Origin of the sequence: Patulibacter americanus DSM 16676 (assembly GCF_000420025.1) — a bacterium.
GTDB lineage: Bacteria > Actinomycetota > Thermoleophilia > Solirubrobacterales > Solirubrobacteraceae > Patulibacter > Patulibacter americanus.
In genome coordinates, this window is sequence record NZ_ATUD01000001.1 from 690,929 (window position 1) to 716,630 (window position 25,702).

A 25,702-nucleotide genomic window follows, 5' to 3' on the forward strand; every position below is an offset into this window, starting at 1 on the left:
CGCTGCTTCGCCTGTGCGAGCGACCGTCCCTGCATCTCCGGAGCACCATGCCCATCGCTGTCACCGTCACCGGCGCTCCCGCGCTGATCATCATCGTCGTGATCCTCGCGCTCCTGATCACCGGAGTCGTCGTCGTCGTTCGGGCCGGCGGGCGCGGCGTCAAGAAGGGCGTTGACCACCTGCGCGACGAGCGGGCAGACGACCCGGGAACCCAACGGTGAGCACGGTCGTCGGCGTCGCACTGATCATTCTGGGCCTCTTCGTCATCAGCCCCGTCGGAGCGGCCCGGTCAGCCAGGAACAACCGGGACCACAAGCCCAGCGGCGTGGGCGGATTCCGCCCGACGAGCGTTCGCGGCAACCAGCTCGCCGGGATCTTCACCCTGCTCATCGGCGTCGCGTTCGTCGTCACTTAGGGACTCGACGCGGCTCTAAGACCAGTCCACCGAACAGTCGGAGATCAAGATGGGTTTTGTAATGGGTGCATTGTTCCTCGCGATGGGCTTGTTCGCGATCACCCCCCAGGGGGGCGAAACCGTCGCCCGGAAAAACAGGAAGACCGGTGGCACCGGTCAGGGGTACGCCCCGAAGTCGGCGGCGGCAGCTCGTGTCACCGGTGTCGTCTTGGCAGCGGCCGGCGTCCTCTTCATCGTGCTCTCCGCAACCTGACGGACCGCCGACCTACATGGGCCTCGGACGGCGACCGTGCCTCTAGAGAGGCGCCCTCCGGCGAGCGGCTCGGCATAGCCACATCACGCCGCACGCGACCGCCGCCCCCGCGCGGAGGCTCACAAACGGTCGTTTCTCACACGAACCGGTGGACGGCCCATCGGACGCGGACGCTACGGCCGGTCGACAGACGCAGAACCCGTGCCCACAATCAACGGCTCATCCACGGTGCCGTCCGCGGGTTTTGACACGAGGTGACCGCGACCGAGCGCCCCGGCATGCCGCCCGCGGCGCGCTCGGACCCTCAGCCCGGCAGGGACCCCTCGGCCCGCAGCCACGCCTCGACCCCGCGCATCCCCTCGTCGAGCTCGACCGCCGGGGCGTACCCGAGCACCCGGCGGGCCTTCGCGATGGAGTAGGTGCCGGTGCGGGCGAGGTAGCGCATCGAGATCGCGTTGACCTCGTTGCGGCGGCCGCGGGCGCGGTTGGCGCGGTCGGCCGCCGCGGCGAGGGCGATCGCGGCGGGGGTCGGCAGGACGAGGGGGCGACCGTGGCGGCCGAGCATGCGGTGCAGGCGGCCGAAGTAGTCGTCGCAGCGCACGCCGCACGGACCCGCGAGCGTGAAGACCTCGCCGGCGGCCTCCCGGTGGCGGAGCGCGAGCAGGACGCCCGCGACGAGGTCGTCGACGTGGACCGGGCTGTGGATCCCGCGGCCCATCGCCGGCAGGAGGAACTGGCGGGCCTTCATCGCCTCGAGCGGCAGCAGCACCCAAGGGCGCGAACCGGGACCGTAGACGTCGCCGGGGCGCACGACCACGGACTCGACCTCACCCGCGGCGTGCGCCTGCAGCGCCACGTGCTCGCTGGCGATCTTCGTGTCGACGTAGGGGTTGCCGTCGGGACGGACGGGGTGGTCCTCGGTCACGCCGTCGGGGAAGTCGACGTCGGAGAACGCCCGGATCGAGGAGAGGTGCACGACGCGACGCACCCCCGCGTCGCGGGCGGTCTCGATCACGCGCCGGGTGCCGAGCACGTTGATCCGCCACTGCTCGTCAGCGTCCACCGCGTTCGAGACGACCGCCGCGGTGTGGACGATCGCGTCGCAGCCTTGCGCGTGCAGGGCCCAGCCCGCGGGATCCGTGGTGTCGCCCGCGACGACCCCGAGCTCCGGCACCGCGAGCCGGTCGACGCCCCGCACGTCGACCCCCTCGGCCCGCAAGCGGTCGCCGACGGCGCGGCCGATGAACCCGAGGGCACCGGTGATGAGGACGCGGCCGACCGGGTCGGTCTCCCCGCGCTGGTCAGCCACGGTCGTCGCCATGGGACGTGTCGCCCGTGGGGATGGCCGGGGGTGCGTCGCCCGCGGAGCCGCCGCCCGTGGAGCCGGCCGCCGGCCCGCCCGCCGGCCGCGCCGCGCCCGCGTGCTTCTTCCCCCACGCCCGCTGCCGGCGGCGCGCCATCCGCACGATGAACGGGAGCCCCCGCGCGGAGAGGTCGGGGGTGGCCGCGTAGAAGCGGGCCGCCAGGCCGCGTCGGCCCGGGATCGCCCGCACCGCTCGCGGCCGGTCCAGCAGCGCGACGGCGGCCGCGGCCACCTGCGCCGGCTGGAGCATCGTGCCGGACCACGACGGCCACGCCTCCGGGTCGTCGATGCGGTCGAAGAGCATCGGGGTCCAGATGCCGTCGGGGCAGAGCGCGCTGATCTTGACCTCGCGCTCGCCGCGGGCGACGAGGTCGAGCTGGGTGCCGACGGAGAACCCGAGCGCCGCGTGCTTCGTGGCGCCGTAGACCGTCTCGCCCGGCGCGGGCACGAGGCCCGCGAGCGAGACGACGTTGACGACGTGCCCGGACCGCCGCGGTCGGAAGACCTCGAGCGCGGCCGTCGTGCCGTTCATGAGCCCGTGGACGTTGACGTCGAAGAGCCGGCGGCGGGTCGCCTCGTCCATCGCCCACCCGGGGCCCGTCGAAAGGACGCCCGCGTTGTTCACCCACACGGCCAGGTCGTCGTGCTCGGCCGCCAGGTCGCGGCAGGCCTGCAGGTCGGCGACGTCGAGCGCGCGCGCCACGCCGCCGATCCGCGCCGCGGTGCGCTCGGCCGCCGCGACGTCGATGTCGGCGGCGACGACCCGCAGGCCGCGCCGCGCCAGCAGGCCCGCGATCTCGGCCCCCAGCCCGTTGCCGGCGCCCGTGACGACCGCCGTGCCCGCGGTCGGCGGCCCGTAGCGGCCGCTCCCCCGTCCCCGCGGGGCGAAGGGGTCCGGGGCGCTCACGAGGCGCCGCCGCCGACGAGCTCGCGCACCCGGCCGACGAGCCCGCCGCGCCTGCGCGCGACGACCGGATCGCCCTCCGTGCGCCGCCGTTCGCGCCGCAGCAGCCGCAGGTAGTCGTGGAAGTCGACCTGGATCGTGTGGCGCTTCGACGCGACGTAGCGGCGGCGCATCTCGCCCTCCTCCTCCGCGATCGCCGCGCGCATCGCGTCGGGGGGCGGCAGGACCGTCTCGCCGTTGAGCAGGTCGGCGATCCACTCGGACTGCGCCTCGGCCAGCGGCATCACCGCGCCGAGCGGCTGGACGAGCCCGACGAAGAACAGGCCCGGCAGGTCCGGCGGCACCACGCGGCGGTAGAGGGGGACGTGGTTGTCGGCGGTCGGGACGAGGTCCTCCGCGAGGAACGGGAACCGGATCCGGTAGCCCGTGCAGTACACGACGAGGTCGATCTCCTCCTCGCTGCCGTCCGAGAACCGCACCGTGCGACCCCCCGTGAACGCCTCGATGTTCGGCTTGATCGCGATGTCGCCGTGGCCGATCCGCCCGAGCAGCTCGGACGAGATCGTGGGGTGCGCCGAGAGCAGCCGGTGGTCGGGCTCCGGCAGGCCGTAGTCCGTCATCCGGCCCGTGCTCAGGCGCAGCATGGCCGCGGCGCTCGTGCGCTGGATCGGCAGCGGGACGGGGATCCTGCCGGCGATACGCGCCTGGACCTCGTCGAGCGGCTTGCCGAACACGTACTTCGGGATGACGTAGGCGCCGCGCCGCATCGCGAGGAACGTGGCGTCGGCGATGCGCGAGGCCTCGACCGCGATGTCCGTCGCGGAGTTGCCGATCCCCAGCACGAGCACGCGCTTGCCCTCGAGCACGTCGGGGGTGTCGTAGGCGTGGGCATGCATCCGCTCGCCCGCGAACGCGTCCTCACCCGGAAACCCCGGCTCGGGCCAGCGGGGGTCCCAGTGGTGCCCGTTGGCGACGATCACCGCGCGGTAGCGGTGCGTCATGAGCTCGCCCTCGTCGCCCATGTCGGCGTCGCGCACCGTGACCTCCCACGCGCCGTCCTCCCCCGGGACGACCCGCAGGACCTCGGTGCGGAAGCGGATGCGGTCGCGGAACCCGAAGTGCTCCACGAAGTCGTCGAAGTACTGCGCGATCTGGAAGTGGGACGGGAAGTCGGGCAACGACTCCGGCATGGGGTACGCCGCGAACTCCATCAGCCGTCGCGACGTGTTGATGTGCAGCGACCGGTAGGCGGCCGACTGGCCGTTGTCGTTGCGATAGCGCCAGTTCCCGCCGACCTGCGAGCCCTTCTCGAAGCAGTCGTACTCGAGGCCCTGGGCGCCGAGGACCTGACAGGCCGCGATGCCGGAGGAGCCGGCGCCGATGACGCAGACGCGGTCGGGGATCGTGGGGTCCGCCGGCGAGGCGGCGACCGGCCGCGTGCCGGTGCCGGGGCGCGCTCCCGTCCCCGATCCGGTGGCGGTCCCCGGGCGTGCGTCGGCGCCGGGCGTCGCCTCGTCGCGCGCGCTCATCGGCCCGCCTCCGTCCTGGTCGCGGCCGATCGGGCGCCGCTCCCGCCGCGGGGCGGATCGACGGTGTAGGTCACGCCGAAGTCCGCGAGGCCGTCCAGGGTCGATGCGGGGTCGAACGCCTGGGCCGGCGCGAGCGCGCCCCGGCCGGCGAAGGACGGGTCGGCCAGCGCGAGGGCGCCGTCGGCGATCAGCCGCGCCGTGAGCCCGTAGATGTCGGGCCCGCGAACGACGCCGCTGGCGGTACGCCCGTCGACGGCCTCGGCGGTGACCGCGACGGTCCAGCGCGCGGCGCGGCGCTCGTCCTCCGGCGGGCCCTCGGGCAGGCGGTCGATCGCCCGGTCCAGGAGACCCTTGACGGGCGTGCGGAGGATCCGCTCGAGCAGCGGCTGCAGCGCGGGGAGTGCCCGCGCGGCGACGGGCGGGACGACCGAGACGGTGGAGATCCGCGCGTCGACCCGGCGGGTCTCCACGTGGCGGGGCACCATCACGACCTCACCCGCGGGGTAGCGCGCGACGGTCTGCCGGCCCACAGGCGCGGGGAAGACGACGCTCGCCCGCCGCGGCCGGTCGCCGCCCGACGCCCAGCGCCCCTCCTCGTAGGCGACGTCGCGGCCGTCGAGCATCTCGAGCGCGGAGCGCTGCGTGCCGCGTGTCATCCCGAAGCCGACCACGTGGTAGGCGACGCTCAGGCGCTCCAGGGGCGCGAGGGGCGCGCCGACGAGGTGGGCGAGCAGGTCGCCGGGCAGGTAGTCGAAGGCGGCTCCCGCCACCGCGGCGACGCCCGCGCCGCGCAGCGCGGTGTCGTGCACCTCGAACGTGCGGCGGATCCAGTCCTGCTCGCCCGTCGTGTCGAGGTAGTGGACGCGCGCGGCGATCGCCGCGCGCAGGACGGGGTCGCCCGTGCGGACGAACGGTCCCGCACAGTTCGCGACGACCTGCCCGCGGCGGACCGCACCCAGGAGCGCGGCGTCGTCGTCCAGCGACGCGACGGCGACCTCGGCCGCCCCGGTCGGGAGCCCGTCCGCCACGATCCGCAGCCGTTCTGCGTTGCGCCCCGCGAGGACGACGGGCACGCCGCGGCCCACGAGCTCCGCCGCGACGAGGCGTCCGGTGTAGCCCGTGGCGCCGTAGACCACGACCGTCGGCGTGGTGGTCGAGGTCATCGGTCCGTCCCGGCGCACATGGCGGCCAGCCTACGTTCGGCCCGTACGCCCGCATTGTGGAAGTCCCACAGGCCGGAAGGATCGAAGTGGACCCGATCCACCGACCCTGGACGGTCGGGGGGCCCGCCCCTCCGCACCGCCGGACGACGGGACCGGCGCGGCGCGCGTGACGCTCCGCGCTTCTCGTCGGTCCTCCGCCCGGCGCACACGGCGCGGGGCGGCGCCGCGCACCTCGCTCCGTCGCCCCCGTCCGTCACCATGCCCCCGAATCCAAACGAAGCACGGGGAGCACGCATGGCCGGGTCGTTCATCAGCAGGACGTGGAAGCTGCACGGGGACGGTCGCTCCGTCGCCCGCGGCGAGGTCGTTCGACCAGACGAGCGGCTCCACACGCCCAACATGCTCGGGCTGGGCTTGCAGCACGTGCTGGCGATGTTCGGCTCGACCGCGCTCGTGCCCGTCCTGACCGGGTTCCCCGTCTCGACGACGATCTTCTTCTCGGGCATCGGGACGCTGCTGTTCATCCTGCTGACCCGCAACCGCGTGCCCTCCTACACGGGCTCGAGCTTCGCGTTCATCGCCCCGGTCATCGCCGCGAAGGCCGACGGCGGCCTGCCCGTCGCGCTCGGCGGCATCTTCGTCGCGGGCGTCGTGGTCTTCCTCATCGGCCTGCTCGTCGATCGCGTCGGGACGAAGCCGCTTGAGTGGCTGCTGCCCCCGGTCGTGACGGGCGCGATCGTCGCGCTCATCGGCCTGAACCTCGCCCCCGTGGCGAAGGACCAGTTCAGCCAGCAGGCCGGGATCGCCCTGGTCACCCTCGTCGCGATCGTCCTGATCGGCGTGGCGTTCCGCGGGTTCGTGTCGAGCCTCTCCGTGTTCCTCGGCGTCGTCGTCGGCTACGTGTTCGCCGCGGTCCTCGGCAAGGTCGACTGGTCCGGCGTGCACGACGCCGCCTGGTTCGGGTTCCCCGACTTCGCCACCCCCGAGTTCCAGTGGCGCGCGATCCTCCTGATCGTCCCCGCCGTGGTGCTCGTGCTGCTCGCGGAGAACGCGGGCCACGTCAAGACCGTCGGCGCGATGACGGAGCAGGACATGGACGGCGACATCGGCCGCTCCTTCATGGGCGACGGTGCCGCGACCATGGTCTCGGGCTTCTTCGGCGGTTCGGCGACCACGACGTACGGCGAGAACATCGGCGTGATGGGCCTGACGCGCGTGTACTCCACGCTGGCCTACGTCATCGCGGGCCTCGCCGCGATCGCCCTGGGCCTGCTGCCGAAGTTCGGCGCGGTCATCGCCGCGATCCCGGTCGGCGTCCTCGGCGGCGCGGTCACCGTGCTCTTCGGCCTGATCGCCGTCCTCGGCGCCCGCGTCTGGATCGACGCCCAGGTCGACTTCCGCGACCCGGTCAACCTCATCACCGCCGCGGTGGCGATCATCGTCGGCGCCGGCAACTACACCCTGAACTGGGGCGACTACTCCTTCGCGGGCATCGCCCTGGGCACCGTCGCCGCGATCGTCACCTACCGCGTGCTGAAGACGGTCCAGCACGACGACAGCATCCCGCCCGCCCGCGGCCTGCCGCCGGTGGCCCCGGCGGACTCGGCGGGGCCCGGGACGGTCATCCGGGACGGGGCCGGCGAGCGGGGCTGACCCCTGGCGCGCGCCGCGGAGCGGGCGAGCGGGGCCGACCCACGGCGCGCCCGCATCGCGGCACCTTTGCCACCGCAGCGGTGGCGAAGGTGCCGCGAGCCGGTGGGACACGGTCCGCCGCGTCGCCGGCCACGCCCGCGCCCGTCAGTAGACCCCGAGGAAGAGCGGCCGGCGGACCTTCCGGCCGTCGGCCAGCCCGAGGACCATCTCGCTGCGGCCCGACGGGAACTGCCCGTCGTAGACGACGAGGAACGCGTTGCCGACCGCGCTCGGGGCGAGCGTTCGCACGTCGCGGGGCGTGCGGAAGGTGATCGACCGGACGCCGGCGCCGACCTGGCCGGCCGTCCACGTCAACCCGGGCGCGGAACGCCGGGCCGTGCCCTCGGCCCGCGGGGCGCCCTCGAGGTAGATCGGGTCGTCCCCGAGGTCCTCCCCGCCGCTCATCTGGTCGGGCAGCAGCGGATCGCGGCCGGCTCGTCCGCCGCACCCCTGGGGCGGAAACTGCCGGAAGGTGCCGAACCGGTAGTCGATCGTGCCGACGCGGCCGTCCGCGACCCGCCCGACGCGGCCCATGCACCACCGCCCGTTCGAGCGGGATGCCGAGAGCCCGTAGGCGGGGCCGCCGCGCGGGTCGGCGGTGCGCACGGCGAGGACCGCCCCGGTGCCCCCGCCGGCCTTGGCGCTCCTCGTCCCCCGCTTCGGGTACGTCGCCTGCACCTCGGCGCGCGGGACGGCTCCGTCCGCGGCACGCACGTCGAGCACCACGCCGTCGGCAGCGGCAGCGGCGGCCGGGCCGCCGCCCACGGTGAGCCGCACGTCGCGCGCCGCGGACCCCACCCGCCCCCAGGCGACGGTCGCCGCGAGGTGCGGGGTGGCGCCGGAGGTGCCCGTGAGGGTCTGCAGCGCATCGAGGTACGGGCGGCCGCCCAGGTCGGCGCGGCGCGAGCCGCAGCTGGCCGGGGACGCGAACAGGCTCGGACGCACCGGCCGGAACGTACCCTCGCCGTCGAGCCACCCGAAGCGGCCCTGGTGGATCCGCCCGAGCTGCACGCAGGTGTTGCGGCCGATGGTGTGCAGCCGGTTCCCGTCGCGGGGGTCGTGGAACGTCCGATCGGCGCGGAACACGCGCACCGCCCAGTCGGGTCCGCCCGCCGGGTCCGGCCGGCGTACGACGACCCGCATCGGGCCCCGCAGCCGCAGCAGGACGGCGCCCGGGTTCTTCGGCTGCGGTCGCGCGGCGGCCACGCGACGGACCTTCCCGGCGCCACCGACGGCGGGCCGCACGGCCGGCGGCGCGGCCGGCACCGCGGATGCCGGCGCCGCACCGGTCGACGGCGCCGAGCCGGCGCGGGCCGCTCCGCTCGTCGGGGCGCCGTCGCCACGACGCACCGCCGCGTTCGCCGTCCCGTCCTGCCGCTCGTCGGGGAGGGTGAGCGCCGCGACACCTCCGCCCAGCAGGCCGACGCCGATCCCCACCCCGGCGACCCACGCCACCGCACGTCGTCCGTTCGTCGTTCGTCTCAAGGCTTCGGCTCCCCGGATGGCGTCGCCGGCACGGGCCGGGCGACGAGGTTGGTGTCTCCCCGGACGGTCCGCGTGCGGCCGTCCTTCGTCGTGATGCGGATCCGCAGCGCGTCGGGCCGCACCTCGGGGGGCAGCACCGCGAGCAGCGTGCCGCCGCGGGCGAGCGACAGACGACGCGGACCCTCCGAGAGCCCCAAGATCGTCACCGCACGGACGTCGTCGCCGGCCTGGCCCCAAAGCGCCGTCCGTGCCGGCCGCCGGTACCAGCGGCCGCCGGCCGGATACTCCGAGTCGCTGATGGGCGCCAAGGTGTCGCCCGCGAGCCGGCGCACCGCGAAGAACACGCCGCGTCGGCGGACCTTCGACCCTTCCGTGACGGACAGCAGCCCGCAGGCTGCCGGGGCCCGCGGCGCTCGCGGCTGCCGACGGACCCACGTGAACGTCACGCAGCTCCGGGCGTCGCCCGAACCCATCCAGCCCTGGGCCCGCCACGCGGGGCCACCTTCTGGATCCAACACGAGCGACGGATCGCGGCCGAAGTCCTCGCGCTGCCGGTGGCCGCCCGCGAAGGTCAGGATCACCCGCAGCCCGACGTCCTCCGGGTAGCCGCGCAGGACCGCGACGAACGCCCCATCCTCGGCGACGTCCGCGGACCGCGAGCCGGAGGCCGTCCGAAGCTCGACGCGTCGCAGGCTCGGACCGCCGACACCGTTGACCACGGTCCGGACGTCCTCCGGGTGCCGCCCGGCGAGCACCTTCGCCCCGACGAGGCTCGCCTGGCCGCGCTGCTCGTGGCCGCACGCGTCGGCGTTGCCGGCGGCGAGCTCGCGGAACCGCCCGTCGAGCCCGACGAGCCCGAACGTCCCATCGCGGACCTGTCCCACGGTGCTGCACAGGTAACCCGTGCTCGAGCGGGCGATCCGCACCGTCCACGGCAGGACGCCCGCCTGGGGATCCGCGACCCGCAGCGCACTCACCCGACCCGTCGACGGCACCGGCGTCTGCTCCCGCGGCACGTCCTGCGCCGCCGGCGCGGGGATGACGCTCCCGCGCAGCACCGCGATCGTCGTCGCGGCCGTGGCGGTGGCGACGCCCGACCCGAGCACCGCGGCCACCAGCAGCGTGCGCCCCGACCAGCGCCAGCGGCGGCCGTCGCCGCGCGGGCGGACCGGACGCGGGGCCTCGCCCGCCGCCTGCCGGCGGGCGGCCGCGACGAGGTCCTGCTCGAGCCCCTCGATGAAGTCGGTCATCGCCGCGCCTCCCCCAGCTGGCCGCGCAGGGTCGCCAGGCCGCGGCTCACGCGCTTGCGGACCACCGCCTCGGAGACCGCCAGCGACCGCGCGATCTCGGTGTAGTCCCGGTCCTGCAGCACCCGCGCCCGCACCGCGTCGCGCTGCTCCTCCGGCAGGCCGGCCAGCAGCGGGTCGACGTCGTCGTGCTCGATCAGGGCGTCGATGGACGCCAGGTCGTCGTCGGTCAGCGCGCGCGGCTCGATGCCGAGACGCTGGCGGGCGCGGTCCTCGACCTGCCCGCGGCGCACCGCGTCGATCAGCTGGTGGCTCGCGATGGAGAACAGCCAGCCGCGGGCGACGCCGCGCTCCGGGTCGAACGCGTCGAGCCGCTCCAGGACGGTCGCGAAGGTCTCGGCGCATACGTCCGCCGCGATCTCCGGTCGCCCGGTGCGCCGCACGAGGTACGCCAGGAGCGCCTCGACGTGCCGCCGGTAGAAGGCGCCGAACGCCTCCGGCTCCGTCTCGGCGGCCGCGAGCAGCTGCTCGTCGCTCCGGCGCTCGTCTCCACTCCACACGCCTCTACTACGGATGGCGGTGCGCGGTTGTGACCGGCGATCTCGAGCCGCCCGCGTCAGGCGGCCGCTCAGTCCCCCGCAGCCTGCGCCGCCTCGGCCTCGCGCGAGCCGTCGGAGAGCGCCTCGCCGCCCGCGATGTGGGCGACGACCCGGTCGACCCACGGGTCGTGAGGGTCGAACCCGGTCGCGGCGACGACGACGGTGCGCAGCTCGCCCCACGCCGTCCAGCCCCCGCCGTCGGTACGGGCCGCGTAGGTGTGCAGGCCGCCGACGCGGTCGACCTGAAGAACCCGGTCGTCCGGCGTGTGGAGACGCACGGCTAGCGCTCCACCTGCCGGACGACCGGGGTCATCGGGAGGGACGGGACCGGGGACGGTCGGACGGGACACACACCCTGTAGTTGTCGGGAGCGGCCGATTCGTGACGCGATTCCCCCGCAACGGGGCGAGATAGCGTCGTTCACCCCACCCGCCGCCCGTCGGGTGCACCGTCCGACGCCCGCCCCCGGCCGCGCGGGGGCCCCGAGGTGTCCGTCCGCCCCTGAGTCGCCTCAGCCCAGCCGCGCCCGCGCCACGCCCGAGCGGCCCGGGAGCAGCAGGGCGTTGCCGCCGAACCGGGCCTGCAGCGTCAGGCGGGCGGTCCGGCCCCCGCGCAGCGCCGTCCGTCCGACCTTCACCGTGCCGGCGTAGACGCAGGCGTTGCCCCTGCGGCGCAGGCGCAGGTTCGCGCGGCCGACGCGGACGGTGCCGCGGCGCGCCTCGACGCGCACCGTGCCGACGCAGGTGGCGGTCGTGGTGCTCGCCATCCGGCCCGAGACCCGCAGGCGGAAGGGTGCGCGGCGGTCGCGTCGGGTGACGGCGCGCAGGGTCAGGCGACCGGGCCGGGCGCGGACGGCGGCGGAGCCCGGTGCCGCCGGGACGCTCGCGGCCGGTGCGCCGGGGACCGTCGCCGGCTCACCAGGCGCGGGCTCGTCGATCTTCAGCCGCCCCACGCGGATCCGCTGCGGGTGGTCGCCGACGGGGATGCTCGCGATCTCGCGCTCCTCGTCGTAGGAGAGGACGGCGACGCGGTCCGCGCCGCTGACGGAGACGTAGCAGTGGCGGCCGTCCGCGCTGTTCGTCGACCAGTACGGCTTCTCGCCGACGGGGATCACCCGTGCGGTGAAGTCGCTGCGGCGCACGATCGCGGCGTAGTCCGACATCGTGCCGGCGGCGCAGAGCTTGGTGCCCTCGGGGTTGATCGCCAGGCCGTGGTGGGCGGAGTCGAGCACGTACTCGTCGCGGCGCAGACGACGCGAGGCCTCGGTCAACGGCAGGTCGACCACGCGGGTCACGCGGTCCTCGATCAGGTCGTACTCGACGAACCCGTGGAGGAACGAGATCTGCAGGTACACGTAGCGCTCGCCCGGGGCGACCGCCATCGGGCGCACCGCGGAGCTCATGCCGGGATAGCCGGCGTCGGCCAGCTTCTTGCCGATGTCGATCCGGCGGATGACCTCGTACGTCTTCGCGTCGACGATCTGGAAGACCCGGTCGCCCTTCGCCGCGTCGAAGATCGGGTCGTCCAGCGGCGTGAAGACCGTGCCGATGCTCGCGTGGAAGATCTTCGAGCCGTCCTCGGAGTAGTTGCTCTCGTGCGGCTGGTCGCCCGACGGGATGTCCGCGACGATCTCGCCCGTCGCGGTGTCGATGGCGTGCACCACGCCGCCGGTCGAGGCCGACACGAGCAGCCGCGCGCCGTCGGGCGAGATCGCCATGTGGTCCGAGCGGTTGCCCGCCACCGGCCGCCGCCACAGGATCTCGTGGGTCCGCAGGTCGAAGGCCACGACGTCCGCGAGGCTCGGGCGCGAGACGTAGAGGACGCGGCCGTCCGGCGACGGGAAGAGGTCGTCGACGAGCTGGTCGTGCCCCATGCCGATCTGCGAGCGGATGAGGTAGAAGAACGCGAGCCGCACGGGGTCGCGGTGGATCTCGGCCAGCCGCTCGGGCAGGTCGGGGACGATGTTCATGCGGAACAGCCGCGAGAACGTGACGGGATCGACGACGTCGGCCGTCCCGGCGTGGTTGTTGCCGACGACGAGGATCGGCCTCGTGCCCGGGACGGGACCGGGTGCCGCGCCGGCGGACGCGGTCGCCGGCGCCGCCAGCCCGAGCGCCGCCACGGCGCCGAGGGCGAGTCGTCGAACGGATGGACGGTGCACGTGCTGCTCCCTTGCCTCGCTCCGCCCGCCGGGGTGGTACGGCGGACCCCGGCGCGTACCGAGGGGTGCAGCATAGGTGGCGCGCAGGCGCTCGGTCAACACCCGTTCGCCGAGTGCGCCAGCGTCGTCTCGGGCCACCCGGGGGCATGCCCCCGCACGGTCCGGGGGAACCCGACCTCGACACGACGGGGTCCGGACGGTCACACTGCGCGCAGCCCTGTTCGGTCTCCCTCACGCGGGGGGGCCGAGACCCGACACCCCGGCGGTACGCCATGAACACCATCACCGCAGCACCGGAGCAGGGCATCGCGCCCCCGTCCGCGTCGCGTTCGCAGAACGCCAAGAACACCTGGAAGAGCGATCTGGCTCCATACGCTCGGGCCGACGTCCGCAAGAGCGTGATCGACGTGCTCACGTCCGTCGTGCCCTACATGGCGCTCTTCTACGTCATGTACCTGTCGCTCGACGTCTCGTACTGGCTGACGCTGGCGCTGTCGATCCCGGCCTCCGGGTTCCTCCTGCGCACCTACATCGTCTTCCACGACTGCGCCCACGGGAACTTCCTGCCGAGCAAGCGGGGCAACCACATCCTCGGCGTCTTCACGGCGCTGCTCGTCTACACGCCCTTCTCCGCGTGGCGCCACAGCCACGCGATGCACCACGCGAGCGCGGGTGACCTCGACCGCCGCGGCGACGGCGACGTCCCGACGATGACGGTCGAGGAGTACCAGAACGCCTCCCGCGGCGAGCGCATCGTCTACCGCCTGACGCGCAACGCGTTCGTGCTGCTGACGCTTGGCCCGATCGTCTCGCTCGTGATCCAGCCGCGCCTGTGGAAGGGGACGGACCGCCCGCGCATCAAGCGCTCCATCATCGGCACGAACATCGCGCTCGTCGCGCTCGTCGCCCTCATGTGCGTCCTGATGGGCCCGCTGAACTTCTTCCTCGTGCAGTTCCCGATGGTGATGCTCGCCGGCGGCGCCGGCGTGTGGCTCTTCTTCGTGCAGCACCAGTTCGAGGACGCCTACTGGGAGAACTCCGAGACCTGGAGCTACGCCGAGGCCGCACTGCAGGGCTCCTCGTACCTGCGCCTCCCGAAGGTCCTGCAGTACTTCTCGGGCAACATCGGCCTGCACCACGTGCACCACCTGTCGGCGAAGGTCCCGAACTACCACCTGCAGGCCGCGCACGACGCGACGCCGATCTTCCAGAAGGTCCCCGTCCTGACGCTCCGCGCCGCCGTCAAGTCGACGCGCCTGAAGCTCTGGTGCCCCGACCGTGGCCGCCTCGTCACCTGGCGCGAAGCCGCGGAGCCGCCGCCCTCCACGCCCGCCGCCGCGGGCACCCCGGCGGCCTCGGCCGCCTAGCACCCGCCCGCGAGGGCATCCGTCCCGGGCCTTGCAGGAGGAGGCCCGGGACCCGGGAGCGATCATCGTCACGGCTCGCCGAAGAAGTTCTCGGCCGCCGGCGCATCGATCGGCCCGAACCCCTGTTTCGGAGGTACACGTCCCCGCGCCGCGTGTGGCGCGACCGTCCCGAACCAGGAGGCGACATGCGTCGCTCGTCCCACCCGATCACCATCGCCGCCGTGCTCGTCGCACTGACGGCGGGAGCCCCGGCCGTCGCCTCGGCCACGTCCCCGGCCGTCCAGAGCATCTACGAGGACTGCGAGGACGGCACCCTCGACAAGCGGTACTCGGACGCCCAGCTGTCCGCCGCGATGCGCGACATCGAGGCCAACACGGGCGAGTACTCCGAGTGTTCCGACGCGATCTACGCCGCCCAGCTCGGGCTCACGGGCGCGGCCGGGAAGGCTGCGAAGGCCGCCCGCGACGCCGCGGGTGGGACGCCCGGCAAGGGCGGCGACACCGCGAAGGACGGCGCTACGACGGACGGCGGCGCGGCGGGCGACCCGGCAGGTGCCGGCGCGGCCGCACCGGCGGCGGATCCGACGGACGGGCGCGGGGCGTCCGACGCGGAGAAGGCCGCGGCGGCCGCCGCCGCGACAGCCGCCGCCGATGCGCCCGCCTCCCGCGGGGCGGCCACGCTGCTGGGCGCGGCGGTCCCGGCCGCGGCCGTCGAGATGGGCGCGACCCGGATCGCGATGCCCCTCCCGGCCGTGATCGCCGTGGGCGTGTGCGCCCTGCTGGGCGTGCTCGCCGGCGTCGCGACCCTCGTCACGCGGCTGACACGTCCCCGGCTGTAGGGCGCGTCCGCGGCCGTAGGCCCGCCCGCGGCCGTAGGCCCGTCCGCGGCCGTAGGCCCGCCCGCGGCTAGATCCAGCCCTCCTCCCACGCCACGCGCGCCGCCTCGGCGCGCGTGGGGGCGCCGAGCTTGGCCATCGCCGCGGAGAGGTAGTTGCGCACCGTGCCGGGGGCGAGGTGCGCCGTGGTGGCGATCGCCCCGGCGCTCAGGCCGTCGCGGACGAGCCGCAAGACCTCGAGCTCGCGGTCGCTGAGCGGGCACGCACCCTCCGTGAGTGCGGTCGCGGCGATCTCGGAGTCGACGTAGCGCCCGCCGCCGTGGACGTCGCGGAGGATGCGGGCCAGGCGATCCGCCGGGGTCGTCTTCGGCACGAACCCCCGGACGCCGCCGGCCAGCGCGCGCCGCAGGACCCCGGGGCGCGCGTGACGGGTCACGAGCACCACCGGCACGGCCCGGTGGGCGAGGATCCGCCGGGCGGCCTCCACGCCGTCGAGCTTCGGCATCTCGAGGTCCAGGAGGACGAGGTCCGGCTCGAGCTCGGCCGCGAGCGCCACCGCGCGCTCGCCGTCCCCGGCCTGCGCCACGACCGTCATGTCGGGCTCGAGATCGAGCAGCGACGCCAGCGCGTTGCGCAGCAGGTCCTCGTCGTCGGCCAGCAGCAGGCGGATCATCGCGGCGCCCTTCCCGTCAGCGCGAATCCGCGGCCCGGCAGCGGCTCCGCGTCGACCCGCCCGCCGACCGCCGCGAACCGCTCGCGCAGCGCGACGACGCCGGTGCCGGGTTCGTCGTCCGGCGTGGCCGGCGCACGAGCCGTCCCGTCGTCCTGCACCCGGAGCACGACCTCGCCGTCGTCGACGGCGACCGACAGCGTGCAGCGCTCCGCGACCGTGTGGCGCAGCAGGTTCGTCGCGCCCTCCCGCACGAGCGAGCCGAAGAGCGGCTGGAGCGGCTCGGGCACCTGCTCCGGCGTACCCGTCACGGACGCCTCGACGCCCGCGGCGCGCAGGATCGCCACCGCGTTCTCCAGCTCGGTGACGAGCCCGACGCGCCGGTACCCGCGGACGAGCGCACGGGTGTCGGCCAGCGCGGCGAGGGTCAGCTCCTGGACCTCGCCCGCGTTCCGCCGCGCGCCGTCGTCGTCGACGCCGACGAGCCGTCGGGCCAGCTCGGCCTTGAGCGCGATCGCCTGCAGGTGGTGGCCCTGGACGTCGTGGAGGTCGGCCGCGAAGCGCAGGCGCTCCCGCAGGACGGCCAGCTCGCCCGCGGTCGCGCGCGCCTCGTCGAGCCGGAGCGTCACGTTCCACACCCACAGCTGGAGGACGTCCGCGAAGACGATCGCCGCGACCACCATCACGGGGGCGACCACGGCAGTGAGGACGACCCCGTCCCCCAGCAGCGCCGCCACGGCGCCCACGGCCGCGGCCAGCGCCGCGCCGGCCGCCACGAGCCACACGCGCCGGGGCCCGGGCGCCCAGACGGCCGCGGCGCCGACGAGCCCCGCGAACGGCAGCGACCACGACCCGAGGCCCGTCGCGTCGGGGTCCGCCGCCGCGACGGCCAGCAGCCCGAGCGCGACGGCGCCGGCGGCGAGCACGCGGGGCTGCAGCAGCGCCCGAGCGTCGACCTCGCCCATCGCGCCGAGCAGCAGCCGGAGCTGCTCGAGACCCACGAGCAACAGCAGCACCAGCAGCACGACCCGGGCCGCCGGGGTCTCGTCCCCGCCCACGAGGTCCGCGGCCGGCGCCACCACCGTCCCGGCGCCCAGGACGACGAGCGACCAGCGGGTGTACGACCGGACGCGGGCCAGATCGTCGGGGCGCGCGGCGCGGGGCATCGCGGCCAACATAGCGGCGTCCCGTCCGGCACCTACGGGATCACGCGCCGCCTCCGGAGGTCGGCGAAGATCTCGAGGAACATGGCCTCGGTGTCGACGTGCTCGTGGAACCCGTGCCGGCGGGCCTTCGAGCCGTCCGCGAAGAAGTCGTAGTCCCAGGAGAAGACGGCGTCGCCGAACGCCCAGGAGGAGACGTCGGCGTAGGCGTTGGGCGCCAGGCCGTGGCGCTCCACCATCGCGTCCCAGACCGGCTCCTTGTCCGCCATGACCGCGTCGAGCTGCAGCGGCAGCGGCGGGGCGACCTCGAGCCCGAACGCGCCGGCGATCGCCGGCCACATGCGGTTCCAGCGGAAGAGGTCGCCGTTGGCGATGTTGAACGCCCCGTCCGCGCAGCGCTCGTCCGTCCCGGCCCAGACGACCGCGCGGGCGAGCAGCCCGGCGTCCGTCATCTCCATGAGCGTGTCGTAGGCCCCCTGGGTCCCGGGGAAGCGCAGCGGCAGCCCGAGCTCCTTGCTGATCGACGCGTAGACCGCGATGACCATCGCGAGGTTCATCGGGTTGCCGAGCGCGTACCCGGCGACGACGGACGGGCGAATCGCGGACCACGTCCACGCCGCCCCGGCGCGCCGCTCCTCGAGCAGCGCCTGCTGGTCGACGTTGAACTCCGGCGGCATGTGCCCCGGCTCATCCTCGCGCGCCGGGGTCGTGAACGGCCCGAGGTGCGCGCCGTAGACCTTGTAGCCCTGCATCAGGCTCACGTGCCGCAGGCCCGGGGCCACCGGCTCGATCGCGTCGAGGACGTTGCGCAGCATCGCGACGTTCGGCGCCACGAGCTCCGACGGCGTCGGGCGGTCCTGGAACGCGGCGTAGAAGACGTGCGTCACGTCCGTGAGGCCCGCGAGCCGCTCCCGCGAGGCGGCCGGGTCCAGCAGGTCGACGGCGACGTGGCGCAGGCGCGGTGCCGTCTCGCCGCCGCGCCGCGACAGCCCGACGACGTCCCAGTCGCCGCGGCGGAGCAGCTCGTCGACGATGCCGCGACCGATCACCCCCTGGGCGCCGACGACGAGCGCCACCTGGCGCGCGGCGTCGTCGGGGGCGGCCGTGCGCGAGGCGGCGGTCGCAGGGACGTCGGGCGTGGAGCTGTCGGGCGTGGAGCTGTCGGGCGTGGAGCTGCTCATCGTGGGATCCATCCTTGGGAGGCATATCGATAGATCGCTTTTTCACGATCTTTCGAACCGAGGGCGGAGTTCTACCACGAACATCGGCAATTCGCGATGGGACGGTACGATGATGGGGTGACGCCGGACGACGACGAGCTGCTGCAGGGCCTGAAGGCACTCTCGAACCCGACGCGCCTGCGGATCATGGGATGGCTGAAGGATCCGGCGGCGAACTTCCCCCCGCAGGACCACCCGCCGGAGGAGTTCGGCGTCTGCCTGAAGCACATCCAGGCCAAGGCCGAGGTCTCGCAGTCGACCGCCTCCCAGTTCATGGCGACCCTCGGACGCGCCGGGCTCGTCACGAGCCGCCGCATGGGGCAGTGGACGCACTACCGGCGTGACGAGGAGCGGATCGCCCGGCTCGCGGAGCTGCTGCGCGCGGAGATCTGACCGGAGTGGTCGGCGGCCCACCCCGACCGCCGGCACCGGCCGGCCCTCGACTCCGGCACCCGCCGTTTGCGACCGCGGGTCGCAACCGGAGCCACCGCACACGAAACCGCTGTGTACGCCCGTCGCGTTCGGGTAGGGGACCGGCGTGACCCAAGACGAAGAGCAGAGCACGACGGGCGGGCTCGTCGGCAAGCTCGCCGGTAAGGCCAAGCAGGCCGCCGGCGGCCTCGTCGGCGACGACACGCTGCAGCGCGAGGGCCGACTGCAGGAGGCCACCGCCGACCAGCAGGCCGCGGCGAACGAGGAGGCCGCCGAGGCCCGCCGCGCCGAGGGCGTGGCCGAGACCGAGGAGGAGCGGGCCGAGATCCAGCGTCGCCGCGAGGAGCTCGAGGCCGAGGTCGAGGCGAAGCGCCGCGAGGAGCGGATCGAGGCCGAGGCGAAGACCGCGGAGCAGCGCGCCGCCGAGGATGCCGCCGCCGAGGAGCAGGCCGCGGCCGCCGAGCGTCGTCAGGGCGCCGCGCAGGCCGGCGTCGCCGAGCGCGAGGCCGCCCAGGCCCGCGCGGAGGGCGAGACGGAGGCCCAGCGCCTGGAGCGCGAGGCCGCAGAGGCCGAGCGCCGAGCGGCGCAGCTCGACCCGGAGGCGGGACGATGAAGCTGTTCGGCATCCCCGGGTTCGCGGTGCGGACCGGCGTGAAGGTGGCGCGCGTCCCCCTCGACACCGCGCTCAAGCTCGCCGGCCGCGGCGGCTCGACCGTCGTCGACCGCGCCGACGGCCAGGTGAAGGAGACCGTCGGGGCCGTGCTCGGCGACGAGGAGCTGCGCGCCGAGGGCCGGCGCCGCAGCACCGCCGCCGACGAGCGGGACCAGGCCCAGGACCTGCGCGCCCAGGCCGAGGCGGCGAAGCAGGGGGCCGACGCTGAGGCCGAGCGCAAGCAGCAGGAGGCGGAGAAGAAGCGGCAGCAGGCCGCCCGCCGCGCTGAGGCCCGCAAGAAGAAGGCCGCCGCCGAGAAGGCGGAGCGCGAGGCGAAGGCCGAGGAGGTCGCGGCGGAGCGCAAGCGTGCGTCGGACAAGGCCGAGGCCGACCGCAAGACGGCCGCCGAGGACAAGGCGCGCGAGGACGAGCTCAAGCGCCTGAAGACCGAGGAGGAGGCGCTGGCCAAGAAGGAGGAGGCCCTCGCCGCCTCCGACGAGGCCCAGCGTCTGAAGGACGCCGCCGACCGCGCGAAGGCCGAGCGCAAGTCCGACGGCTGAGGGACCGGCCCGGGCGGCGGTGCTGACCCCGCCCGGCCGCGGTCCTAGCGCCCGCCCTTGCGGAGCTTCCGCAGCTCTGCCCACGGGCGGGTGTTGGCGACGTCGTCCTTCGCGAGCCACGCCCGCCGCGCGGTCGCGATGCCCCAGCGGGTGTTCGGCAGCGTGTCGGGGCCGTGGGCGTCGGAGTCGATGGTCAGCAGCACCCCGGCGTCGCGGGCCGCGCGGGCGTGGACGTCGTGCAGGTCTCGGCGGGCCGGCGAGGCGTTGATCTCGAGGAACGTCCCCGTGCGCGCGGCGGCCGCGATGACCGCGTCGACGTCGAGGTCGTAGGCGGTGCGCCGCTCGATCAGGCGACCCGTCGGGTGGCCGATCACGTCGACGTACGGGTGTTCGCAGGCGGCGAGGATCCGCTTCGTCGGGTCGCTCCCAAACGCGGTGTGGACGGACGCGACGACCCAGTCGAGCTCGGCCAGGACGTCGTCGGCGTAGTCCAGGGTGCCGTCCGTCCCGATGTTGACCTCGGAGCCCGCGAGGACGGTGATGCCGTCGAGCTCCGCGTCGACCGCGCGGACCTCGGCGATGATCTCGCGCAGCTCGTCGGGCTGGACGTCGTTGCCGAACCCGTGCGAGGCCGAGTGGTCCGTGATGCACAGGTACTCCAGCCCCAGGTCGCGGGCGGCGAGCGCCATGTCGCGCACCGACGCGCGACCGTCGGAGTGGGTCGTGTGCATGTGGAGGTCGCCGCGCAGGTCGCCCTGCTCGATGAGCGGCGGGATCTCCGTGAGCGCCAGCTCGCCGCGGTTCTCGCGCAGCTCCGGCGGGATCCACGGCAGGCCGAGGCGCGCGTAGACCTCCTCCTCCGTGGCGAACCGCTCCGTCTCGCCCGTCTCGTCGTCGAGGATCCCGTACTCCGACACGTGCAGCCCGCGTTTGACCGCGGCCTCGCGGATCGCGACGTTGTGGGCCTTGGAGCCCGTGAAGTGCTGCAGCAGGTTGCCGAACTGGTCCGGCGCGACGACGCGCAGGTCGACCGCCATCCCGGAGTGCAGCACCCCGTGGGCGCCGTTCTGGCCGGAGGAGGCGACCTCGGCGACCAGCTCCGAGGCGCGGAAGACGTCGACGAGGGCCTGCGGATCGTCGGCCGTGGCGATGATGTCGAGGTCGTGGACGGAGTCGGCCTGGCGACGGGCCGAGCCGGCGACCTCGACGCGATGGACGCCGGCGTCCTTGCCCCGCTCGCGCAGCTCGGCGACGAGCGACTCGGCCAGGGGCAGCGCGTGGGAGAGCAGGTCGCGCTTGGGGCGGCCGACCTCGTCGCCGGCCGCGTCGAGGAGGGCCAGCAGCTTGGCCTCGGTCTTCGCACCGAAGCCCTGCAGCGCGGCGACCTTGTGCTGCTCGATCGCCGTGCGCAACGCGGCGGGGCCGTCCACGCCGAGCTCCTCGTGGAGCTTGCGGGCGCGCTTGGGGCCCAGGCCGGGGAGGCGGGTGATGACGAGCAGGCCCTCGGGGATCTTGGCCCGCAGCTTCTCGAGCGCCGGGATCTCGCCCGTCTCGACCAGGGCAACGAGCTTCTCCTCGAGCGTCTTGCCGATCCCGGGCAGCTCGGTGACGGTGCCCGCGCGCGTCATCGCGGCGACGGAGCGGGGCGCGTCGCGCGTGGCCTTCGCCGCGTTGCGGTAGGCGAGTACGCGGTGGACGACGGCCCCGTCGAGCTCGTACCGGTCGGCGAGCTCCTCGAAGAGCTCGGCGATCTGGCTGTTGCTCGGGTCCTTGGGCGCTGCGGCGTCGGCGGCCATGGGCCGACCCTACGGGGTCGGCCCACCGGTCCGCCTACTTCGCGGCGGGGACCTTCGTGGCCGGGTCGCCGTCGACGGCGGCCGCGAGCTGCGGCACGACCTGCTCGAGCAGGAACGGGCGGCTGAGCGGGCTGTTGTAGCCCAGGGCACCGGCGAAGTCGCTGTCGGCGGTGACCTCGATCACGCGGCCCTCCTTCGCGACGTCGAGGCGCTGGAAGAGCTCGTCGTCGGAGAGCTTGCGGGTGCCGTCCGTGATCAGGACGAGGACGTCCTGGTCGAGCACGTCGAGGCGCTCGGCGCTGATGTCGGTCTCGCCGGCCTCCTTCGGCGTCTCGAAGCCGAGGTCGGTGAAGAACCGCTGGCGCAGGTCGTCGTCGGTGAGCGAGAAGACCGTCTTGCCGCTCTCGAACGCGACCGTCAGCTTCTTGCCCTGGAACTCCGGGTGCGCGTCCTTCTGCGCGGCGAACTTGGCGTTCACGTCGGCGACGATCTTCTTCGCCTGGTCCTCGCGGCCGAGCGCGCGGCCCGTGATCATCATCTGCTGGTCCCACGGGGCGCCGCCGGCGCCCGCGTCCTTGGGCTGGACGACCGTCGGGGCGATCTTCGCCAGCTTGCCGTACGTCGCCGCGTCCGCGAAGGAGTAGACGCCGAGGATGACGTCGGGCCGCGCCGCGGCGAGCTTCTCGAACGAGATCTCGGGGCCGCCCACGAGGGCGGGCTTCGGGTCGTTGGCGCCCGGGGCCCACTTGCGGTTGAGGTAGTCGAACGCGCCGAGGGTCTCGCGGATCGCGACCGGCTTGATGCCGAGCGCCATCACGAAGTCCTGCTCGTTGAAGCCGACGGCCGCCACGCGCTCGGGCTGCTTCTCGATCGTCGCGGAGCCGAAGGCGTCCTCGATCGTGACGGGGAAGGCGCCTGACGCAGCAGCGGTGGTGCTCGTCGTGGCCTTCTCGTCGTCGGAGCCGCACGAGGCGAGCACCAGGGTCGTCGCGAGCGCCGCGCACAGGGTCCGAATTCGCATGAGGGGACCCTAAACGATCGGCACGGAGGGCACCCTAACCGTGCCTCCCCACCCGGGCTACGCGCGCGACGCGTGGAGCGCCGGCCCCTGGGACGCCGCCGGCGAGACGGGGGCGGCGGGGTCGCCGGCCGCGTCGAGCAGCCGCCGCAGCGCACCGATCTGCGCCCGCGCGACCCGCCCCTCGTCCCCCAGGAGCCCCGTCGCGAGCACCGCCGCCTGCGCCCGCGACACCGGCCGGACCAGCGGGATCAGCCGGCCCAGCGGCGAGCGGGGCACGCCGAGGACGTCCGCCGTCCCCGGGTCCATCCACCGGCGCACGACCGCCGCCAGCACGGGCGCGCCGAGCGCCCGCGCCGGCCCCACGGCGCGGCGGGGCAGCATGCCCTCCAGCGGCAGGCCGTGGCGGAGCAGGGCGTGCATGAGCCGGGTGCCGTCGGCGTCCGGCCCGTCGAGCACCTCGGGGATCGCGTCGGCGAGGGCGACCGCGGCGGCGTGGTCCTCGGGCAGCAGACCCTCCGGCACGCCCATGACGTGCGCCACCCAGCGCCACAGCGCACTGCGGGCCTCGCGCTCGGCGGCCGTCGTCCGCAGGCCCAGGTCGGCCATCGCGCGGGCCGGGAAGACGTCGAACCCGGCGATCGCGGTCGCCGCCGCGCCGGCCGCGCTGATCGGCACGCCCCAGGCCGGCTCGTCCCAGGTGCCCGAGCGCCGCAGGCGGTCGCGGACCAGCGCGTGCACGACCCGCACCCGCACGCTCAGGATCCAGCCGGACGCGCCCGGGCGCATCCCCCCGGGGGTCGTGACCGCCAGCAGCCACCGGCTCGTCTCGCCCAGGCGGCGCGACGCCATCCGCTCCAGCCGCCCCGTCGCGGCGAGCGGTCGGGACAGGTCGGCGTACTGGTACCCGTAGGCGAGCGCCCCGTAGGTCAGGGACAACACGAGCGCGGGCGCCCCGGCTCGCCAGAAGCTCGTCGCCCCCGCGTCCGCGAGCGCCGGGTCGTGCCACGCGGGTGTCCGCGAGGCGTCGTCGAGCAGCGCCCGGAGCGCGGCCGGAGCGCCCGGGACGGCGTCGATGCCCTCCGCCAGCGCGCGGTCCAGCAGCGCCGCGCCCTCGCCGCCCGGGAGCCCGCGGAACGCGGCGACGAGGTCGTCGGCGAGCGGGTCGCCGACGTGGCGGGCGGCCCGCAGACGAGTGCGGGCCTCGTCGTGGTCGGCGGGGCAGCGGGATCTGATCATGGGCGTTTCCCGATGCTACCCGATGCAGCAACGCCGGTTGTCACATCGTCTTCGTACCCCTCAGCCCATGGGGTTCCCGAGCTGCTTCGCCCCGTCGAGCGTGGCCAGGTCCTGATCGTCCAGCGCGACGTGGCCGGCCGCGAGGTTGTCCTCGAGGTGCGCGATGGAGCTCGTGCCCGGGATGAGCAGCATGCGGTCGTAGCGCGCGAGCAGCCACGCGAGGGCGACCTGCGCCGCGGAGACGCCGTGCTTCGCCGCGACGGACGCGATCGCCGGGTCGGCCGCGAGGACCTGCGGCCCGCCGACGTACGCCGAGCCGAGCGGGAAGTACGGGACGTACGCGATCCCCTGCGCGCGGCAGAGGTCCAGCACGGGCTGATCAGCGCGGTTGACGACGCTGAACGCGTTCTGCACCGCGGCGATCGGGGTGATCTCGAGCGCCGCGCGCACGTCGTCGGCAGAGACGGTCGACAGGCCGATCAGCGCGAGCTTGCCCTCGTCGCGTAGCGCGGTGAGGGCGCCGAGCTGCTCGGCGAGGGGGACGCGCTCGCCGTCGGGCATCAGCCGCAGGTTCACGAGCCCGAGCCGCTCCACGCGCAGCCCGCGCAGGTTCGCCTCGACGTCCGCGCGCAGCCGCTCCGGGCGGGCGGCGCCGATCCACCCGCCCCCGTCGTCGCGACGGCCGCCGACCTTCGTGGCGATCACGAGCTCGTCGGGGTACGGACGCAGGGCTTCGGCGATCAGGTCGTTGACGACGTCCGGGCCGTAGATCTGGGCGGTGTCGACGTGGTTCACGCCGAGGTCGAGCGCGCGGCGCAGGACGGCGCGGGCGGCGTCCGGGTCCCGCGGGGGACCCCAGGCGTTGGGCCCGGCGAGCTGCATCGCACCAAAGCCGACGCGGCGCACGGTGCGGTCGCCGAGGAGAGCGGTGTGGGTCGTGGTCATGCGTCCACCATGCGGCCCCGGTGCCGCCCGCACCAGGGACGGCGGCGACCTCGGACGCAGCGTCCTACCCTCGTCCTGCGGGGCGGGGTCTACAGTCGGACCATGGCCAAGAACGCCGAGCTGCGGGAGTTCCTGCGGACCCGCCGGGCCCGGGTGCAGCCCGAGGACGTCGGCATCGAGACGGACGGCCGGCGGCGCGTCCCGGGCCTGCGGCGCGAGGAGGTCTCGATGCTCGCCGGCGTGAGCCTCGACTACTTCGCCCGCCTGGAGCAGGGCCGCGACCTGCAGCCCTCCGACGGGGTCCTCGACGCGATCGCCCGGGCGATGCGGCTGACCGAGGTCGAGCGGCTGCACCTGCACAACCTCGTCCGCTCGACGGTCGCCGCCCCCGCCGCCGGGGACGTGACGTTGCCGCCCCTGGACGCCGGGTCGCGGCTGCTGCTCGACCGGCTCGAGATCCCGGGTCTGATCGTGGACTTCCGCGGCGAGGTCGGCGCGATGAACCGGCTGGGCCGGGCGATGATGGTCGGGCTCGAGCCTGCGCCGTCCCCGGCGAGCAACCACACGCGCTGGCTGTTCCTCGAGCCGTCGGTGCGCGAGCTCCTCGTGGACTGGGAGATGGTCGCCCGCGCCACCGTCTCCATCCTGCGCGAGTCGGCCGGGCGCCACCCCCGCGACACGGGGCTGCACGCCCTGATCGGCGAGCTCTCCGTCGCCAGCCCGGAGTTCGCCGCGTGGTGGGCCGAGCACGACGTCGACGGCCGGTGCCGCGGCCCCAAGCGCTTCCGCCACCCCGTCGTCGGCGAGTTCGTCGTGCACATCGAGACGCTGGGGCTGCACGACGGCGAGCGCTGGCTCTACGCCTACGCCGCCGAGCCCGGCTCGCGGGCGGAGGAGGCGCTGCGGCTGCTCGGCACCTGGGCCGCGACGCAGGACGCGGAGGACGCCCGCCTCGGCACGCCGGAGCGGGCGGCGGGCCTGCGAGAGTAGGTC

Annotated in this window: 26 protein-coding genes; 10 read left to right on the plus strand and 16 right to left on the minus strand. The window is 74.7% G+C overall.

Features of this window, described 5'->3' with window-relative positions; all coding sequences use genetic code 11:
* Nucleotides 1-47: 47 nt before the first annotated feature.
* From F593_RS29700 to F593_RS0103320, 3 genes are read left to right on the plus strand one after another with little or no spacing between them, the layout of a single operon-like run.
* Nucleotides 48-221, plus strand: coding sequence for a hypothetical protein (locus F593_RS29700; RefSeq protein WP_022927338.1), 174 nt, complete (start codon nucleotides 48-50; stop codon nucleotides 219-221).
* Nucleotides 218-415: a hypothetical protein gene (locus F593_RS0103315; RefSeq protein WP_022927339.1), complete on the plus strand. Its 198-nt coding sequence runs from the start codon at nucleotides 218-220 to the stop codon at nucleotides 413-415. Before F593_RS29700 ends, F593_RS0103315 begins: the two co-directional genes overlap by 4 nt.
* 49 nt (nucleotides 416-464) lie before the next feature.
* Nucleotides 465-668 carry a hypothetical protein gene (locus tag F593_RS0103320; RefSeq protein WP_157251523.1) on the plus strand — a complete coding sequence of 68 codons (204 nt, stop codon included), beginning with the start codon at nucleotides 465-467 and terminating at the stop codon, nucleotides 666-668.
* 304 nt (nucleotides 669-972) lie between these two features.
* On the opposite strand, the gene F593_RS0103325 is transcribed toward F593_RS0103320, so the two are convergent.
* The 4 genes from F593_RS0103325 to F593_RS22135 are packed head-to-tail and all read right to left on the minus strand — an operon-like array spanning nucleotide 973 to nucleotide 5,627.
* Nucleotides 973-1,977 (minus strand): NAD-dependent epimerase/dehydratase family protein, encoded by a 1,005-nt coding sequence (locus F593_RS0103325; protein WP_245540767.1) that lies wholly within the window; start codon nucleotides 1,975-1,977, stop codon nucleotides 973-975.
* Entirely contained in the window at nucleotides 1,970-2,938 is a 969-nt protein-coding gene (locus F593_RS22130; RefSeq protein ID WP_022927342.1) for an SDR family oxidoreductase, read from the minus strand. Before F593_RS22130 ends, F593_RS0103325 begins: the two co-directional genes overlap by 8 nt.
* On the minus strand, nucleotides 2,935-4,464 hold the full coding sequence (locus F593_RS27375; protein WP_022927343.1) for an NAD(P)-binding domain-containing protein: 1,530 nt from the start codon (nucleotides 4,462-4,464) through the stop codon (nucleotides 2,935-2,937). Before F593_RS27375 ends, F593_RS22130 begins: the two co-directional genes overlap by 4 nt.
* A complete protein-coding gene (locus tag F593_RS22135) occupies nucleotides 4,461-5,627 on the minus strand; it encodes a saccharopine dehydrogenase family protein (RefSeq protein WP_033205779.1) in 1,167 nt (388 codons plus the stop codon). Before F593_RS22135 ends, F593_RS27375 begins: the two co-directional genes overlap by 4 nt.
* A 294-nt stretch (nucleotides 5,628-5,921) precedes the next feature.
* Between F593_RS22135 and F593_RS22140 the strand changes: the two genes are divergently transcribed.
* Nucleotides 5,922-7,280 carry a uracil-xanthine permease family protein gene (locus F593_RS22140; protein ID WP_022927345.1) on the plus strand — a complete coding sequence of 453 codons (1,359 nt, stop codon included), beginning with the start codon at nucleotides 5,922-5,924 and terminating at the stop codon, nucleotides 7,278-7,280.
* Between the two features lie 144 nt (nucleotides 7,281-7,424).
* Here F593_RS22140 and F593_RS0103350 read toward each other — a convergent pair whose 3' ends face one another.
* From F593_RS0103350 to F593_RS22145, 5 genes are all read right to left on the minus strand, one after another.
* Complete coding sequence (locus tag F593_RS0103350; RefSeq protein WP_022927346.1) at nucleotides 7,425-8,774, minus strand: hypothetical protein; 1,350 nt, start codon at nucleotides 8,772-8,774, stop codon at nucleotides 7,425-7,427.
* Nucleotides 8,775-8,800: 26 nt separating this feature from the next.
* Nucleotides 8,801-10,054 (minus strand): hypothetical protein, encoded by a 1,254-nt coding sequence (locus F593_RS0103355; protein ID WP_022927347.1) that lies wholly within the window; start codon nucleotides 10,052-10,054, stop codon nucleotides 8,801-8,803.
* Nucleotides 10,051-10,611 carry an RNA polymerase sigma factor gene (locus F593_RS0103360; RefSeq protein ID WP_022927348.1) on the minus strand — a complete coding sequence of 187 codons (561 nt, stop codon included), beginning with the start codon at nucleotides 10,609-10,611 and terminating at the stop codon, nucleotides 10,051-10,053. Before F593_RS0103360 ends, F593_RS0103355 begins: the two co-directional genes overlap by 4 nt.
* Nucleotides 10,612-10,679: 68 nt before the next feature.
* Entirely contained in the window at nucleotides 10,680-10,928 is a 249-nt protein-coding gene (locus tag F593_RS30215) for a hypothetical protein (protein ID WP_022927349.1), read from the minus strand.
* Between the two features lie 233 nt (nucleotides 10,929-11,161).
* A complete protein-coding gene (locus F593_RS22145; RefSeq protein ID WP_211216143.1) occupies nucleotides 11,162-12,811 on the minus strand; it encodes a YncE family protein in 1,650 nt (549 codons plus the stop codon).
* Nucleotides 12,812-13,083: 272 nt separating this feature from the next.
* Here F593_RS22145 and F593_RS22150 point away from each other — a divergent pair, with 272 nt between their 5' ends.
* Nucleotides 13,084-14,178 (plus strand): fatty acid desaturase, encoded by a 1,095-nt coding sequence (locus F593_RS22150; RefSeq protein ID WP_022927351.1) that lies wholly within the window; start codon nucleotides 13,084-13,086, stop codon nucleotides 14,176-14,178.
* A 185-nt stretch (nucleotides 14,179-14,363) separates the two neighbouring features.
* Nucleotides 14,364-15,017 carry a hypothetical protein gene (locus F593_RS0103380; protein ID WP_022927352.1) on the plus strand — a complete coding sequence of 218 codons (654 nt, stop codon included), beginning with the start codon at nucleotides 14,364-14,366 and terminating at the stop codon, nucleotides 15,015-15,017.
* Between the two features lie 67 nt (nucleotides 15,018-15,084).
* Here F593_RS0103380 and F593_RS0103385 read toward each other — a convergent pair whose 3' ends face one another.
* The 3 genes from F593_RS0103385 to F593_RS0103395 are packed head-to-tail and all read right to left on the minus strand — an operon-like array spanning nucleotide 15,085 to nucleotide 18,028.
* On the minus strand, nucleotides 15,085-15,687 hold the full coding sequence (locus tag F593_RS0103385; protein ID WP_022927353.1) for a response regulator transcription factor: 603 nt from the start codon (nucleotides 15,685-15,687) through the stop codon (nucleotides 15,085-15,087).
* Nucleotides 15,684-16,850: a sensor histidine kinase gene (locus F593_RS22155; RefSeq protein ID WP_022927354.1), complete on the minus strand. Its 1,167-nt coding sequence runs from the start codon at nucleotides 16,848-16,850 to the stop codon at nucleotides 15,684-15,686. The genes F593_RS0103385 and F593_RS22155 overlap by 4 nt, the downstream gene beginning before the upstream one ends.
* 32 nt (nucleotides 16,851-16,882) lie before the next feature.
* Nucleotides 16,883-18,028, minus strand: coding sequence for an SDR family oxidoreductase (locus F593_RS0103395; protein WP_084629425.1), 1,146 nt, complete (start codon nucleotides 18,026-18,028; stop codon nucleotides 16,883-16,885).
* A gap of 96 nt (nucleotides 18,029-18,124) precedes the next feature.
* Between F593_RS0103395 and F593_RS0103400 the strand changes: the two genes are divergently transcribed.
* The 3 genes from F593_RS0103400 (at nucleotide 18,125) to F593_RS0103410 (ending at nucleotide 19,711) form a co-directional block, all read left to right on the plus strand.
* Nucleotides 18,125-18,460, plus strand: coding sequence for an ArsR/SmtB family transcription factor (locus tag F593_RS0103400; protein ID WP_033205277.1), 336 nt, complete (start codon nucleotides 18,125-18,127; stop codon nucleotides 18,458-18,460).
* 145 nt (nucleotides 18,461-18,605) lie between these two features.
* Nucleotides 18,606-19,112 carry a hypothetical protein gene (locus tag F593_RS0103405; protein ID WP_022927357.1) on the plus strand — a complete coding sequence of 169 codons (507 nt, stop codon included), beginning with the start codon at nucleotides 18,606-18,608 and terminating at the stop codon, nucleotides 19,110-19,112.
* Complete coding sequence (locus F593_RS0103410; RefSeq protein WP_022927358.1) at nucleotides 19,109-19,711, plus strand: hypothetical protein; 603 nt, start codon at nucleotides 19,109-19,111, stop codon at nucleotides 19,709-19,711. Before F593_RS0103405 ends, F593_RS0103410 begins: the two co-directional genes overlap by 4 nt.
* Nucleotides 19,712-19,755: 44 nt before the next feature.
* Here F593_RS0103410 and polX read toward each other — a convergent pair whose 3' ends face one another.
* Genes polX through F593_RS0103430 form a run of 4 tightly spaced genes read right to left on the minus strand, consistent with a single transcriptional unit; the run spans nucleotide 19,756 to nucleotide 24,709 of the window.
* Entirely contained in the window at nucleotides 19,756-21,507 is a 1,752-nt protein-coding gene (polX, locus tag F593_RS0103415) for a DNA polymerase/3'-5' exonuclease PolX (protein WP_022927359.1), read from the minus strand.
* Nucleotides 21,508-21,541: 34 nt separating this feature from the next.
* Nucleotides 21,542-22,528: an iron-siderophore ABC transporter substrate-binding protein gene (locus tag F593_RS0103420; protein ID WP_022927360.1), complete on the minus strand. Its 987-nt coding sequence runs from the start codon at nucleotides 22,526-22,528 to the stop codon at nucleotides 21,542-21,544.
* A 57-nt stretch (nucleotides 22,529-22,585) separates the two neighbouring features.
* Nucleotides 22,586-23,764: an oxygenase MpaB family protein gene (locus tag F593_RS22160; RefSeq protein ID WP_022927361.1), complete on the minus strand. Its 1,179-nt coding sequence runs from the start codon at nucleotides 23,762-23,764 to the stop codon at nucleotides 22,586-22,588.
* 60 nt (nucleotides 23,765-23,824) lie between these two features.
* Nucleotides 23,825-24,709 (minus strand): aldo/keto reductase, encoded by an 885-nt coding sequence (locus tag F593_RS0103430; RefSeq protein WP_022927362.1) that lies wholly within the window; start codon nucleotides 24,707-24,709, stop codon nucleotides 23,825-23,827.
* A 102-nt stretch (nucleotides 24,710-24,811) separates the two neighbouring features.
* On the opposite strand from F593_RS0103430, the gene F593_RS0103435 reads away from it, so the two are divergent.
* Nucleotides 24,812-25,699 (plus strand): helix-turn-helix transcriptional regulator, encoded by an 888-nt coding sequence (locus tag F593_RS0103435; protein ID WP_022927363.1) that lies wholly within the window; start codon nucleotides 24,812-24,814, stop codon nucleotides 25,697-25,699.
* Nucleotides 25,700-25,702: the final 3 nt, after the last annotated feature.

Excerpts from the sequence above, each read along its gene's own strand:
- F593_RS29700 (WP_022927338.1), top strand. The coding sequence starts at position 48 with ATGCCCATCGCTGTCACCGTCACCGGCGCTCCCGCGCTGATCATCATC.
- F593_RS0103320 (WP_157251523.1), top strand. The coding sequence starts at position 465 with ATGGGTTTTGTAATGGGTGCATTGTTCCTCGCGATGGGCTTGTTCGCG.
- F593_RS27375 (WP_022927343.1), bottom strand. The coding sequence starts at position 4,464 with ATGAGCGCGCGCGACGAGGCGACGCCCGGCGCCGACGCACGCCCGGGG.
- F593_RS22135 (WP_033205779.1), bottom strand. The coding sequence starts at position 5,627 with ATGACCTCGACCACCACGCCGACGGTCGTGGTCTACGGCGCCACGGGC.
- F593_RS22140 (WP_022927345.1), top strand. The coding sequence starts at position 5,922 with ATGGCCGGGTCGTTCATCAGCAGGACGTGGAAGCTGCACGGGGACGGT.
- F593_RS0103355 (WP_022927347.1), bottom strand. The coding sequence starts at position 10,054 with ATGACCGACTTCATCGAGGGGCTCGAGCAGGACCTCGTCGCGGCCGCC.
- F593_RS22150 (WP_022927351.1), top strand. The coding sequence starts at position 13,084 with ATGAACACCATCACCGCAGCACCGGAGCAGGGCATCGCGCCCCCGTCC.
- F593_RS0103380 (WP_022927352.1), top strand. The coding sequence starts at position 14,364 with ATGCGTCGCTCGTCCCACCCGATCACCATCGCCGCCGTGCTCGTCGCA.
- F593_RS0103385 (WP_022927353.1), bottom strand. The coding sequence starts at position 15,687 with ATGATCCGCCTGCTGCTGGCCGACGACGAGGACCTGCTGCGCAACGCG.
- F593_RS22155 (WP_022927354.1), bottom strand. The coding sequence starts at position 16,850 with ATGCCCCGCGCCGCGCGCCCCGACGATCTGGCCCGCGTCCGGTCGTAC.
- F593_RS0103395 (WP_084629425.1), bottom strand. The coding sequence starts at position 18,028 with ATGAGCAGCTCCACGCCCGACAGCTCCACGCCCGACAGCTCCACGCCC.
- F593_RS0103400 (WP_033205277.1), top strand. The coding sequence starts at position 18,125 with ATGGGACGGTACGATGATGGGGTGACGCCGGACGACGACGAGCTGCTG.
- F593_RS0103410 (WP_022927358.1), top strand. The coding sequence starts at position 19,109 with ATGAAGCTGTTCGGCATCCCCGGGTTCGCGGTGCGGACCGGCGTGAAG.
- polX (WP_022927359.1), bottom strand. The coding sequence starts at position 21,507 with ATGGCCGCCGACGCCGCAGCGCCCAAGGACCCGAGCAACAGCCAGATC.
- F593_RS0103420 (WP_022927360.1), bottom strand. The coding sequence starts at position 22,528 with ATGCGAATTCGGACCCTGTGCGCGGCGCTCGCGACGACCCTGGTGCTC.
- F593_RS22160 (WP_022927361.1), bottom strand. The coding sequence starts at position 23,764 with ATGATCAGATCCCGCTGCCCCGCCGACCACGACGAGGCCCGCACTCGT.
- F593_RS0103430 (WP_022927362.1), bottom strand. The coding sequence starts at position 24,709 with ATGACCACGACCCACACCGCTCTCCTCGGCGACCGCACCGTGCGCCGC.
- F593_RS0103435 (WP_022927363.1), top strand. The coding sequence starts at position 24,812 with ATGGCCAAGAACGCCGAGCTGCGGGAGTTCCTGCGGACCCGCCGGGCC.